Source organism: Capnocytophaga endodontalis (assembly GCF_002209445.1).
GTDB lineage: Bacteria > Bacteroidota > Bacteroidia > Flavobacteriales > Flavobacteriaceae > Capnocytophaga > Capnocytophaga periodontitidis.
The window spans coordinates 3,260,188-3,272,990 of sequence record NZ_CP022022.1 but is presented as its reverse complement, the minus strand read 5'-3'; the positions used below and the strand labels follow the sequence as shown (position 1 = coordinate 3,272,990).

At 39.6% G+C, this 12,803-nt stretch carries 10 protein-coding genes; 5 read left to right on the top strand and 5 right to left on the bottom strand.

All coding sequences use genetic code 11. The annotated features are described in order from the left end of the window. Nucleotides 1–40: 40 nt before the first annotated feature. Complete coding sequence (locus tag CBG49_RS14830; RefSeq protein WP_088595100.1) at nt 41–547, top strand: hypothetical protein; 507 nt, start codon at nt 41–43, stop codon at nt 545–547. Between the two features lie 252 nt (nt 548–799). Here CBG49_RS14830 and CBG49_RS14825 read toward each other — a convergent pair whose 3' ends face one another. Then, nucleotides 800–1,852 (bottom strand): DUF6688 domain-containing protein, encoded by a 1,053-nt coding sequence (locus tag CBG49_RS14825; protein ID WP_088595099.1) that lies wholly within the window; start codon nt 1,850–1,852, stop codon nt 800–802. Between the two features lie 53 nt (nt 1,853–1,905). Beyond that, on the bottom strand, nt 1,906–2,634 hold the full coding sequence (locus CBG49_RS14820) for a TrmH family RNA methyltransferase (RefSeq protein ID WP_088595098.1): 729 nt from the start codon (nt 2,632–2,634) through the stop codon (nt 1,906–1,908). A 40-nt stretch (nt 2,635–2,674) separates the two neighbouring features. On the opposite strand from CBG49_RS14820, the gene tamL reads away from it, so the two are divergent. Both tamL and CBG49_RS14810 read left to right on the top strand, forming a co-directional pair. Beyond that, nucleotides 2,675–5,251, top strand: coding sequence for a translocation and assembly module lipoprotein TamL (gene tamL, locus CBG49_RS14815; RefSeq protein WP_088595097.1), 2,577 nt, complete (start codon nt 2,675–2,677; stop codon nt 5,249–5,251). Nucleotides 5,252–5,257: 6 nt separating this feature from the next. Continuing rightward, a complete protein-coding gene (locus CBG49_RS14810) occupies nt 5,258–5,962 on the top strand; it encodes a LytR/AlgR family response regulator transcription factor (RefSeq protein WP_088595096.1) in 705 nt (234 codons plus the stop codon). 69 nt (nt 5,963–6,031) lie between these two features. On the opposite strand, the gene infB is transcribed toward CBG49_RS14810, so the two are convergent. The 3 genes from infB to rimP all read right to left on the bottom strand — a co-directional run bounded on the left by infB (nt 6,032) and on the right by rimP (nt 10,691). Then, on the bottom strand, nt 6,032–8,890 hold the full coding sequence (gene infB / locus CBG49_RS14805) for a translation initiation factor IF-2 (RefSeq protein WP_088595095.1): 2,859 nt from the start codon (nt 8,888–8,890) through the stop codon (nt 6,032–6,034). 90 nt (nt 8,891–8,980) lie between these two features. Beyond that, complete coding sequence (gene nusA / locus CBG49_RS14800) at nt 8,981–10,213, bottom strand: transcription termination factor NusA (protein ID WP_088595094.1); 1,233 nt, start codon at nt 10,211–10,213, stop codon at nt 8,981–8,983. A 10-nt stretch (nt 10,214–10,223) separates the two neighbouring features. Then, nucleotides 10,224–10,691 carry a ribosome assembly cofactor RimP gene (rimP, locus tag CBG49_RS14795; protein WP_088595093.1) on the bottom strand — a complete coding sequence of 156 codons (468 nt, stop codon included), beginning with the start codon at nt 10,689–10,691 and terminating at the stop codon, nt 10,224–10,226. 271 nt (nt 10,692–10,962) lie between these two features. Between rimP and CBG49_RS14790 the strand changes: the two genes are divergently transcribed. Together CBG49_RS14790 and CBG49_RS14780 are read left to right on the top strand one after the other, a co-directional pair. Continuing rightward, nucleotides 10,963–11,409 carry a hypothetical protein gene (locus CBG49_RS14790; protein WP_088595092.1) on the top strand — a complete coding sequence of 149 codons (447 nt, stop codon included), beginning with the start codon at nt 10,963–10,965 and terminating at the stop codon, nt 11,407–11,409. 497 nt (nt 11,410–11,906) lie between these two features. After that, nucleotides 11,907–12,740, top strand: coding sequence for a universal stress protein (locus CBG49_RS14780; RefSeq protein WP_088595090.1), 834 nt, complete (start codon nt 11,907–11,909; stop codon nt 12,738–12,740). Nucleotides 12,741–12,803 lie beyond the last annotated feature (63 nt).

Here is a 12,803-nt window from a genome sequence, read left to right as displayed (position 1 = left end):
AATCTTTTAGAAAAAATGTGAGCCTACAAACTTTATAAAAATGAAACACCACCTTACCACCTATAGCCATATTGTATTAAGAAAGAGGTATAAAGATGTTACTTTTAGTGTAATGTACGAGACTATCAATGGCGGACTTGTAGAGAAATTTAATGAAGGTACTCAAAGTAAAACCGAAAAGTACAAGAATATTGAGGCTTTGAAAATCTTAGCTGATAATGGGAGGAAGTATCGCCTATTACCTGTAATTCAAGATAGACAGAAAAATCCTGATGCATTTAATTTAATAAACCTAAGGTATGTAGATATAAAAGTAGCAGAAAGTACCAATGGGAAGAATGCTATTCAGAGCGCTTTGAAGGAGGCTAATAGCCAAAATGTCAGTGAAGTGATTATTTATTTTACTAAAAAGCTGGACTCTAATAGAGAAGCTTTTAATATGCTTAAAGCTACATTTAGACAAAAGCGTGCAAAAAACATAGAAATTATCATATTTATAATGCCTGACAAAAGAGTTTTGCAAGTAGATACAAAACGATTTAAATAACAAGGAGGCAAACTGACTCTTCATCAATTTGCCTCCCGGAGGGGTGAAGGCGTATAGAGACCCAAAGTCTCGTCCCGCACCATTCAAAACGATTTTAATCTGTTTTGCGTTGCAAAGGTACTACTTTTTTAATACATACGCAAATTTTTTAACTGTTCTTTATTTGTAATATTTCTATCAACTATACTTAATGGTTGATAATTAAATCCTTACACCTTATCCTCTAACCTCTTTATTGTTATCTGTTCATTGTTAATTATTAATTGTTAATTGTAAAGAATACTGTCTTCTAATCTTCTCCTCTGGTCGTAAGCAAAAGGTGTATAAACAAAGTAGGAATCCCCATTCTAAGGGCTTCATCAGTATATAAGTGAGGTTCGAAGCCCAGCGGCTTTTAATTTTTTTAGAGAGGTCGTAACCATAGCGGTCATAGTTCTTGCGTATAAAGCGGTGTAGGGTAGGGGAGAGGTCGGCGATGAGTTCTTCAAAGGCGTTGGCAATTTGCAGCTGTCGGTTTACGATAATGCGCTGCTTGCCCCGTATCCCCCAGCGCAAAGGTTTTACTAATTGCGGACTTCCGCAGGCAGCTACAGTGCAAAGGTAATGCCCTTGGTGGGGTAAATGTGGAGGATGGTCGTGTTGTGAGAACCCCCAAGTAGTAGTCTCGGTCAGTGCTTTGCTCACAGCATCGTAATCATCTCCAAAGAGCATCAGTATTAAGGTAATGAGCACAAACACAGGCAATATAGCGATTACCGAGGAGCAAAACAGAGTGCTTTTTGTAGAGATTTTTTCGTTTATTTTATTGATCCATTGGTATTTAGAAGGACTAAAAGACAAGCTTTTAGGCAAATCGTAGAGCGTGCGAATGATGATGCCTAAACCTACTAACAGACTGAAAATAGGGAAGCATGCTAAGATTTCAACACCTTCTTGTGAGCCTAAAAGTTGCAAGATGAGTATCCCGTTAAAAAACAACCCTATATAGAGTACACACAATCCCGATGCTAAAATTAGTGGGGGTAAATCTGATTTGCGAAACCAAAGTAGTAGCAGGGAAATATGATATAACACAAAAAATATCATATATATCAGCCGGTGTTTGGAAGCAACAAATTCATAACTTTCAAGTCCAGCAGGGTCAATCGCTTCGTAATAAGGGTGTTCCTCTCCTGAAAATAAAAGGAATAGTAAAAATGTAACAAAATAGAATTCTGCTATAATAATCTGCCATATAGGTACAAATTTGCGCAATAGTAGTATAAAGCATATCGCAAATACAACTAAAAATAGTAATTCTATCATATTTCTTGTCGTTTAGATAATTTTTTTAACTCTTACTTCTTACCTGTTAATTGTTAATTGTTACCTCTTACCTTACTTAAAACAATCGCTCCTGCCATTGCCACATTTAGGCTTTCTGTTTGTTGGTGTTTGCTAAAACGCGGAATAGTGATTGCTTTATTTGCTAAGGCACGCACTTCGGAGCTTATCCCATTGGCTTCATTGCCTAAGATAAGTATGCAATTTTTGGGAAATTCGGTAGTGTAGAGGCTCTCACCTTCCAAATCCATTACATATACGGGCAGACTACAAGTAGCTAAAAATCCCGCTAAATCTACATAATGCACCGCTACACGGGTAAGTGAGCCCATAGTGGCTTGCACTACTTTTGGGTTATAGCAATCTACGGTTTGGGTGTTGCAGAGCAAAGTTTCGATGCCAAACCAGTCGCAGAGGCGTATCAGTGTGCCTAAATTACCAGGGTCTTGTACGTTGTCCAAAGCGAGAATTACCCCCTCTTGCAGTATGCCCTTTTGCTTGCGTTGGTGAAAAATTGCCAAACCCTCATCAGGGTTTTTGAGGGTGCTTACCTTCCTCAATTCCTCTTTGCTAACCAGCGTGATAGGGTGATTGCTAAGAGCTTCGGCAAACACTTCGGTGGCGATGAGCAGTTCCAATCGGTAGCCTGCTTGCAGAAATTCCACGATGCTCTTTTTTCCTTCTACTATAAAGAGATTCAGCTCATTGCGGTATTTTTTCTGTTGTAGTTTCTGAATTAATTTGAGTTGATTTTTGCTAAGCATAAAATAATTGTGTATTTTTGAGCCCTAAAAACAAAAACTTGTGAGAAATACGCGTTCCCCACTAAGCCTTATCGGTATGCTACTCGTCTTGACCATTGCACTCAGCGCGTGTGATGCTACCAAGCGTGTGCCTAAAGACCGCCATTTGCTCAGAGAAAATCTCGTGTACGTGAATGGTGCTAAAACCGACGATGCAAAGATAAACAATTTTGTGTTACAAAAGCCTAATTCGTATATTTTAGGAATGCCCATCAGTTTGTATATCTACAATTTGGGCAATCCTAATGCCGAAAAAGACTTCGCTCAATGGATTGATACACACCCGCGTTGGCATCGTTTTCTCAAAGGATTCTTGTCCGAAAAGCAGGTGGGCAGACTTCAGAAATCGTTTTTAGTATCGGGTATCGACCACCAATTGCAGCGTATAGGCGAAGCTCCTGCCGTGCTTGATACAGCCCGCGTACATAAATCTACCAAACAATTGGGAGCGTACTTCCGCAGTATAGGCTATTTCAACAACAAAGTAACCGATAGCATTTTCCCTCTTCCTAAAGAAGAAAAACAACAAGCCAAAGTAGGCTACTACATCACCACGGGTGAGCGTTACTATTTGGATAGCCTCAAAACGAAAATCACTTCTCCCGAAATTGATTCGGTTTACCAATTGCACAAATCAAAAACTTTCCTCAAATCGGGGGCGCCCTATCAGCTTAGCGATTTTAGCAACGAGCGTTCACGCCTATACGAACTTTTCCGCAATAATGGTTTTTACACTTTTCAGCAGAGTTCCATTAACTTCCAAATTGTGCGTGATACAGTTACCGCCCAAAAAGACACTAAATTGCAGGTAACCACCGATATAGGCGACCTTGTAGAACGCGATGGCGATGTGATTACCACCAAAAAATACAAAGTACACCACATCAATAAAATACGCCTCTACACCGATTATGACAGCAAGGTAGATAAGAGTACTTTGGACTCATTGCAGTATCGCGATATGCTTATTTATTACAAAGGCAAACTTCGCTATCGTCCGCGTGTGCTGTACCACGCTACGGGGCTGCGGAAAGGGGCCGTCTACTCCGATGTGGAACGCGGTAATACCTATCGTCAGTTCAATAACTTGCGCGTGTTTCGCTACCCCAATATGGAGTTTAAATACGCTGCCAATGATACCTTGCAAAACAAACTCGATGCGAATATTTACCTATCGTCTATGGATAAATTTTCACTGCGCCTTACCAATGAGATTAAGCGTTCGGAAATTGAAGCTATTGGTTTTGGGATAGGTACTTCGTTTGCAGCGCGTAATATATTTAGAGGGGCTGAAACTTTAGAACTGAACTTCCAAGGGGCTTTTGCCTCTCAGCCTACACTTAAGGATACGCGCTTTTTCAATACCTCAGAAGTGAGTGGTGATATCCGCTTAATATTCCCTTCTATCGTTTTTCCACTGAATACTCGTAAACTCATTCCATACTATATGACCCCTCAAACTATTTTGCAAGGAGGTATGAGCTATCAAACGAATATAGGGCTCGACAAACGCACTACTTCGGGCTTGTTGCGCTATGTGTGGAATCCGCGTAACCAAAAGAATAAGGTCATTTTCGATTTGATAAACGTACAATATGTGAACAATATCAACCCTGGTAACTTTTTCAATATTTACCAAAGTACGTATGAAAAGCTGAACGATATTGCTCGCAAATATAGCCTAGGCAGCCGATATGTAGACGGCAGAGGAAATCTTACCCCCAGCGAAGGTACATTCAATTTCTTAGAAGATATTTTTAATCGAACAATAACTGTTCAACCTGATGATGTGTTGCCTTTATTCGGTATTTTGGAGCGATATAACCGTATTACTAACAACGACTTTATCGTGGCGAGTAGTTTTACTTATATCATCAATAGCAAATCACAGTTTTTTGAACGCAATTTCTCTCAACTCCGCTTCAAAATAGAAGGAGCAGGCAGTTTGCTCAATGCTATTACAGCTACTTATAAAGTGGTGAATACCGATGGGAGTACCAAAAATAAACTCTTTGGGGTGGAATATGCCCAATATGCCAAGGCTGAAGTCGATTTTATCAAACACTTTCCTATTGGCAAACAAAGTTCTTTGGCATTCCGTTCGTTCTTAGGAGTAGCAATTCCGTATGGCAATTCCGATAATATACCGTTTTCACAGAGTTATTTTGCGGGAGGTACTACCGATAATCGCGGGTGGAAAGCCTATCGTTTAGGTCCAGGCTCAAGTCAGTCGATTTTGGATTACAACGAGGCAAATATGAAGATTACTCTCAATCTTGAATATCGTTTTCCTATTTTAGGGGCACTCAAAGGTGCACTTTTCACCGATGTGGGAAATATATGGAATGTAGCCGATAACACACCTTTTGAAGAAAATAAATTTAAGAATCTTTCATCACTAAAAGATGTAGGGTTGAGTACAGGTTTAGGCTTGCGTTATGATTTCAATTTCTTTGTCATTCGCCTTGATATGGGTATTCCTACCTATGATCCTGCTGAACCTATAGGCGATCGCTGGATAAAGAAATTCAGAATAAAAGAAACGGTGTTTAACTTTGGTATCAACTATCCTTTCTAAACGAATATGCAACCGCTTACGTGTATTATAGTAGATGATGAGCCTATGGCGCTCTGCCTTCTAGAGAGTTATGTGAAGAAAACTCCTTCCTTGCAACTTGTAGGGAAGTTTAGCAATGCCATAGAAGTATTGCAATTTCTGCACAACCACCCAGCTCCCGAGCTTATCTATATGGATATACAGATGCCAGAACTCAACGGTTTGCAACTCTCCAAAAAGCTCCCCACGGCTTCTAAAATCGTCTTTACTACAGCTTTCGATCAGTATGCCTTAGAAGGTTATAAAGTAAATGCGATAGGCTATTTGCTGAAACCTTTTGATTATTCCGAGTTTTTGGAAACGGTAGAAAAAGCCCTACTTCTCACCGAAACTACTGCCCCTCAACTCACCGAAGTACCTGATTATATGTTCGTAAAAACCGATTACAAACAAGTGAAGGTGCTCTACAGTGATATTCTTTATATAGAAAGTCTAAAAGACTATGTGAGAATATACCTCATCGGTGATACACCTCCTATCACCACCCTGATGAGTTTAAAGAAATTAGAAGAAGAGTTACCTCCTGAACAATTTATGCGCGTACATCGCTCGTTTATTGTAGCCTTAGATAAAGTGGAGGTGGTAGAGCGCAACCAAGTAGTATTTGGCAAACAGCGCATCACCATTGCCGAACACTGCAAAGAGACATTTTTTGAGAAGATTAAGTTATAAAAAAGCTGTTTAAACACATTGTTTAAACAGCTTTTTATCTATTACTTGTTACCTGTTACCTCTTACCTATTATTTAAGAGTCTTTTTAACGGCAACTTCTTGGAAGGCTTCTATAACATCGCCTTCGTGAATATCGTTGTAGTTTTTGATTTGCAAACCGCAATCGTAACCTTTGCTCACTTCTTTTACGTCGTCTTTGAAACGCTTGAGTGAAGAAAGTTCGCCGGTATAAATCACCACATTCTCGCGCAATAGGCGTATCTTAGAGTTGCGGTAGATTTTACCATCGGTTACCATACAGCCCGCAATGGTTCCTACTTTAGAAATCTTGAAGAGTTCGCGTATCTCTACTGTACCGGTAACCTCTTCTTTGAACACAGGTGAAAGCATACCTTCCATCGCGTCTTTCAAATCGTTGATAGCGTCGTAGATGATAGAGTAGGTACGGATATCGATAGATTCTTTTTCTGCCAAAGCACGTGCATTGGTCATTGGGCGAACGTTGAAACCGATGATAATCGCATCAGAGGCTGAAGCCAACAATACATCCGATTCGGTGATAGCACCCACACCTTTGTGAATGATAGATACTTGAATCTCTTCGGTAGAGAGTTTTTGGAATGAATCGGTGAGCGCTTCTACCGAGCCGTCTACGTCTCCTTTGAGGATAATGTTCAACTGTTTGAAATCGCCGAGGGCAATGCGTCGTCCGATCTCGTCGAGGGTGATGTGGCGCTGTGTACGCACCGATTGTTCGCGTTGTAATTGAGCGCGTTTAGCTACTATTTGTTTAGCTTCTTTCTCATCTTCAAATACGTAAAACTTATCACCAGCTTGAGGAGCGCCATCGAGACCTAAGATAGTAATAGGAGTTGAAGGGCCTGCTTCTTTCACCTTTCTACCACGCTCATCCTGCATAGCGCGTATTTTACCTGAGTTAGTACCTGCAAGCACATAATCACCTACGCGCAAAGTTCCTGATTCTACGAGTACAGTAGATACATAACCACGACCTTTGTCGAGAGCAGCTTCTACTACAGTACCTACAGCAGGCTTGTTAGGGTTTGCTTTTAGCTCGAGAATTTCGGCTTCTAAGAGTACTTTTTCCAATAGTTCAGGAACGCCAATACCTTTTTTGGCTGAGATGTCCTGTGATTGTATTTTACCACCCCATTCTTCCACAAGTAGGTTCATACCTGCCAAACGTTCTTTAATTTTATCGGGGTTCGCATTAGGTTTATCAATCTTGTTGATAGCAAAGATGATAGGCACTCCTGCCGCTTGAGCATGACTAATAGCCTCTTTGGTTTGTGGCATCACATCGTCGTCGGCAGCTACTACAATAATAGCGATGTCGGTTACTTTGGTACCACGAGCACGCATAGCAGTAAAGGCTTCGTGACCAGGGGTATCGAGGAAAGTGATGCGTTCACCGCTTTCGAGTTTCACTCCATAAGCCCCTATGTGCTGGGTAATACCACCACTTTCACCTGCGATTACATTTTCTTTACGAATGTAGTCGAGGAGAGACGTTTTACCGTGGTCTACGTGCCCCATTACGGTTACGATAGGCGCACGAGGTACTAAATCTTCAGGTTTATCTTCCTCGGTGTGGATAGCCTCTTCGATGTTAGCGGTTGCGAACTCTACTTCATAACCAAATTCATCGGCTACGATAGAAAGTGTTTCGGCATCAAGACGCTGGTTCATTGTAACCATAATACCGAGTGACATACAAGCGCCAATCACTTTGTTGATAGGCACATCCATCATTGTAGCCAATTCGTTTACGGTAACGAACTCGGTTACTTTGAGTACTTTTTCTTGTTGTTCTTGTTCTGCGAGTTCTTGTTCTGCTTTTTGGCGGTGAGTTTCGCGTTTTTCTTTGCGGTATTTAGCTCCTTTAGATTTGGCACCTTTTCCTTGCAAGCGTTCGAGGGTTTCGCGTACTTGTTTTTGTACCTCTTCTTCAGTAGGTTCTATTTTAGCAATAATCTTGTTTTTCTTTTCTTTTTTAGGAGTGTCGCCGCCTTTAGCCACATTCACTTCATCTTTGCGGATGCGTTTGCGTTTGCGTTTTTCGCTATCGTTAATAGCACCAGTAGCACCAATAGCGGTTTGTGCCTCTTTATCTTTGTCCTTGTCCTTATGGCGATTGCGTTTGCGTTTTTTCTTCTTTTTCTCAAACTGACTGAGGTCAATTTTTTCACCTACCACTTTAGGGCCTGTAAGTTTTTGGTATTGAGTTTCAATCACGCCAGTAGGAGTCTCAGGGGTAGCTTCTTCTTTGTGTTTGGCGTGTTGTTCCTTTTTCTTAGGCGGGGTAGGGGCTTGCATCAAAGGGTTTTGATAAACAGATTTATTTTTTTGAGCGTCGGGTTTTGGGGATTCTTTCTTTTTGATATCTTTCTGGTCTTTGTGGTTATGATCTTTATTTTCGTTGTTTTTAGCAGGCTCAGCAGGAGGGGTTACAGCTGCTTTAGATGCTACTATGGGCTCCACAGGAGTAGGAGGGGTGTTCACTACTTCGGTTTTAGGAGTTTCGGCAGGAAGAGTTTTTTCCTCTTTTTTACCCCCGTCGAGGTCAATTTTGCCTACAGGTTTGAGTCCTGCCAATTGAGCTTTGGCACGAATCACTTCCTGTTCTTGTTGCTTGCGTTTTTCTTTATTTTCCTTCTCTTGTTCCATACGGATGGCTTCACGCTCTTTGCGCTTATCTTCTACAATTTCTTTAGAAACCGCACGCTTGTTTTTGTCGGCTTTAAATTTGTTAGAAAGAAACTGAAAATCTTCTTCAGTGATTTTAGTGTTCAAACTCGCTTCAATTTCAACATTTTTATGTTTTTTGAGTTCGTCCACGGCTGTCGCCAAAGAGATGTTCAAATCCTTTAAAACTTTGTTAATTCTTATTGTTTTTCCCTCGCTCATATATATGTTTTTAATTATCAATTAGCAATTGGCAATTCACAATTGTCAATTCCCTTTTTTTGTTACCTCTTTTCACTTACTTTTTACCTGCTACTCAAATTCAGCAGCAAGTACTTGTAGCACCTCTTTTACGGTTTCTTCCTCAAGGTCGGTGCGTTGCATTAGCTCTTCAGCTGAAAGTTCAAGTACACTTTTAGCGGTATCAAGACCTGCTTTTTGGAGCTCTTCAATTACCCATTGTTCAATTTCGTCGTTGAACTCGGTAAGTTCAATATCTTCTTCGGTTACTCCTTCGCGATATACATCAATTTCATAACCTGAAAGCTGACTTGCTAAGCGGATGTTGTAACCTGATTTTCCAATAGCTTTAGATACTTCTTCGTTAGCTAAATACACATCAGCGCGCTTTTCTTCTTCATTGATGATTACTGAAGATACACGTGCAGGTGCTAAGGCGCGAGTGATGAGCAATTGCGGATTAGTGGTGAAAGGCAATACATCGATGTTTTCGTTGCCTAACTCGCGCACAATGCCGTGAATACGTGCTCCGCGTACACCTACGCAAGCCCCTACTGCATCAATGCGTTCATCAAATGAATCTACAGCTACTTTGGCTTTTTCACCAGGGATGCGCACTACTTTGCTAATGGAGATAAGTCCATCGGCAATCTCTGGAATTTCTTGCTCAAACAAGCGCTCTAAGAACACTGGAGAGGTACGCGACATAATAATGGTAGGTTTAGTGCTTTTAAGCTCTACCGATTCAATAATTCCGCGCACGTGTTCGCCTTTTTTGAAGAAGTCGGATGGGATTTGTTTTTCTTTAGGGAGAATGATTTCGTTGCCTTCGTCGTCAAGCAGAATAATAGCTTTGTGACGAATGTGGTGGATTTCGGCAACGTATAGCTGACCTATCAAGTCTTTGAAACGTTGATAGATAGTCATACTATCGTATTCGTGGATTTTGGAGATAAGATTTTGGCGTAATGCTAAAATGGCACGACGACCTAAGTCATTAATTTTAATTTCTTCAGAAACGTCTTCCCCTACTTCAAAGTCGGGTTCGATTTTGCGAGCTGCCGAAAGGGCGATTTGCTGGTTGTCGTTAGTAACCGCATCGTCTTCCACTACCACGCGGTTGCGGAAGATTTGTAGGTCGCCTTTATCGGGGTTGATGATGATATCGAAATTATCGTCAGAGCCGTATTTCTTTTTAAGGGTGTTGCGGAAAACCTCTTCCAAAATAGCCATCAAGGTTTCGCGGTTGATGAGTTTATCATCTTTAAACTCTGAAAACGATTCGATTAATTCAAGACTATTCATATACGTTTAATTAAAATTTAATGATTACTTTAGTTTCTTTTATGTTGGTGAGCGCAAAAAGCTGCTCTTTTTTTACAGTGATTTTTCCCTTGCCTATAGGTTTAGGTTCGCGAGTTTCGGTTTCGAGAACGGCTTTACCTTCTTGCAATCCTTTGAGTACTCCTTCGTGAGTTTTGCCGTCAAGGGTTGTAATTTGTACAGTTCTACCAGCGTTTTTGGTGTATTGGCGCTCCATTACAAAGGGTTCGGTAGCACCAAAAGAGGTTACTTCTAAAGCGAAATCCACAGTTTCACGATCTAAAGCACCTTCTACAGCACGGCTGAGTTCTATACAATCATCTATACATACGCCTTTATCGCCATCGATAGTGATGCGGATAGTGTTATCAGCCCCCACGGTTAAATCGGTGAGGAAGAGTTCAGGGTGATTGCTTAAAGCTTTGTCTACTAACTCTTTAACTTGGTCTTTAAAATTCATTTTCTATAAAAAGAGGGGACTTAAATGTCCCCTCTGATGTTGTTTTTCGGGGCAAAGATACAACGTTTTTTTTAAATAACAAGAAAAAAAGTAAAAAAAGTTTTGGAAATTAGATAAATAGGTGGTAATTTTGGGGCTCTATAAAACAATAGAAATAATGAAGAAACTTCTAATTTCCAAAAAGTTTGAACGCGATAGTATCCTTCCATAGAAAATTTGTGTAAGGGCTAATGGCAATTAGACCTCATAAAAACAAGATAATTGAAAAATAATGAAAACATTTCTATTAACAATATTGTGCTGTGTGAGTACTCTCGCTGGGGCGCAAGAAAATAGCTTTTCTCAGCAAGATTCTATTATGTTGCTCTGTCAGCTTAAAGATAAAAGTTTTAAGATAGATAAAAAAGTAACAATTGATTGCATTCCTTCCATAGATATGCACCACTCTACTACCTATAGCAGGGCAAAAGTAAAGAAGGCGTTTAACACTATTTTTGATGAGTTTTTCGAGGGAAAACTCAAAGAAAAAGATTTTAAGTTGTTCTATTATCCTGCTATAGATTATAATACTACACCAGAAACAGAGCATAAACTTTATGGTCTTGTTTTAAAGGAATATGATGGTAAGGTTGATGACCTTTTGAGGATTTATTGGTTTGAAAAAAAGGATAATAACTTTTATTTTATATGGATAGAATGTGCTATTAAGAATGAATAATAGAAATGAAAAAAGTAACTTTATTGTTGGGTATTTGGTGTTTGATTTGTGTGATAATCAACCCTTTTGTATTTTGGGAGATGTTGTTTAATAATCTTTTGCATACAAGTGATAGTTTTAGGTATAATAATGCGGTTGAAATAATAGGGGGGACTATATTTTTTACTGCTTTTATAGTGTCGCCTATATTTCTCATATATCAAACGGTGTTGAGATTAATGCAAAAGTCTCATTATAAAGTCTTTAAAATTGTAAAAATTACTTATTTCTTTTTGTTGTTGAATGTAGTGTTTTATAGCTTTATATATTATATTTTGAGTAACGTAACAAAATGAAGTTTAGGAAATTAACATAATAAAAGGCTGATTTCATAATAATTTATTACTAAAATGAAAAGAAAAGAAACTTTTTTCTTGCAAATAAAAAATAAAAGTCGTACATTTGCCTCATCAAACAAAAGTTTGTGGAAATGAAATAATTTAAAAAAATAGAGTCTTATGAAAAACATCTTAGTAACCACCGATTTCTCTGAGAAGTCTATCGCTTCTCTCCACGTAGCAATAGAATTGGCTAAAAAACACAAAGCTAAAATCTATTTGCTTCACGCTATAGAATTGCCACTGCGCTTAATGACCGAGAGTCAAGTATCTGTGCCCGAGGCTATGTACTTTCTCAACCTCACCAAGCAACGTTTCACCGATCTCCGCCAAACTCTCAATACCGATGTAGAAATCCTTGATTTGGTAGAAACATCTCCTCTACCCGATGCCGTAGAAGATGTTGTGAAAAAACACCATATCGACCTCGTGTTAATGGGTTCTAACGGTGCTTCAGGAGCTAAAGAACTCTTTATAGGTTCCAATGCCGAGAAAGTAATTCGCTCTGCTTCTGTACCCGTGTTAGTAATTAAAAATCCACACGAAAAACTCAAAATTAAACACGTTATGTTCGGTTGCGACTTCTCTAAACGATTTTTAAAACCTTTTGAAAAAGCGTTGAAATTAGCAAAACTCTTTGGTGCTAAAGTAGATTTAGTGTATGTGAATACCCCTTATCAATTCCTTACCACTCACGAAATTAACCACCGTATGCAAGAATTTCTCAAAGAAGCTGAACACGTACGTCAGCATTACGAAACTCACGTATACAACGATATTCGTGTAGAAACAGGTATTCTCAACTACGTGAAGGATAATAAAATAGACCTTATTTGTATGTTCCCTAACGGACGCAAAGGTATCGCTCATTTCTTCAACGGCAGTATTAGTAGCGACCTTGTAAACCACTCTAATACTCCAGTGCTTACCATTAAGTTAGAAAAAGAAAAATAGTCGCTTTTGTGTTGCGAACTTTGCCAAAGCTTCCTGCCCATACGGCTCGCGCCTTTGGCAAAG

Coding starts and splice junctions, on each gene's coding strand:
- CBG49_RS14825 (WP_088595099.1), bottom strand. CDS start 1,852: ATGATAGAATTACTATTTTTAGTTGTATTTGCGATATGCTTTATACTA.
- CBG49_RS14820 (WP_088595098.1), bottom strand. CDS start 2,634: ATGCTTAGCAAAAATCAACTCAAATTAATTCAGAAACTACAACAGAAA.
- CBG49_RS14830 (WP_088595100.1), top strand. CDS start 41: ATGAAACACCACCTTACCACCTATAGCCATATTGTATTAAGAAAGAGG.
- infB (WP_088595095.1), bottom strand. CDS start 8,890: ATGAGCGAGGGAAAAACAATAAGAATTAACAAAGTTTTAAAGGATTTG.
- CBG49_RS14790 (WP_088595092.1), top strand. CDS start 10,963: ATGAAAACATTTCTATTAACAATATTGTGCTGTGTGAGTACTCTCGCT.
- CBG49_RS14780 (WP_088595090.1), top strand. CDS start 11,907: ATGAAAAACATCTTAGTAACCACCGATTTCTCTGAGAAGTCTATCGCT.
- nusA (WP_088595094.1), bottom strand. CDS start 10,213: ATGAATAGTCTTGAATTAATCGAATCGTTTTCAGAGTTTAAAGATGAT.
- rimP (WP_088595093.1), bottom strand. CDS start 10,691: ATGAATTTTAAAGACCAAGTTAAAGAGTTAGTAGACAAAGCTTTAAGC.
- CBG49_RS14810 (WP_088595096.1), top strand. CDS start 5,258: ATGCAACCGCTTACGTGTATTATAGTAGATGATGAGCCTATGGCGCTC.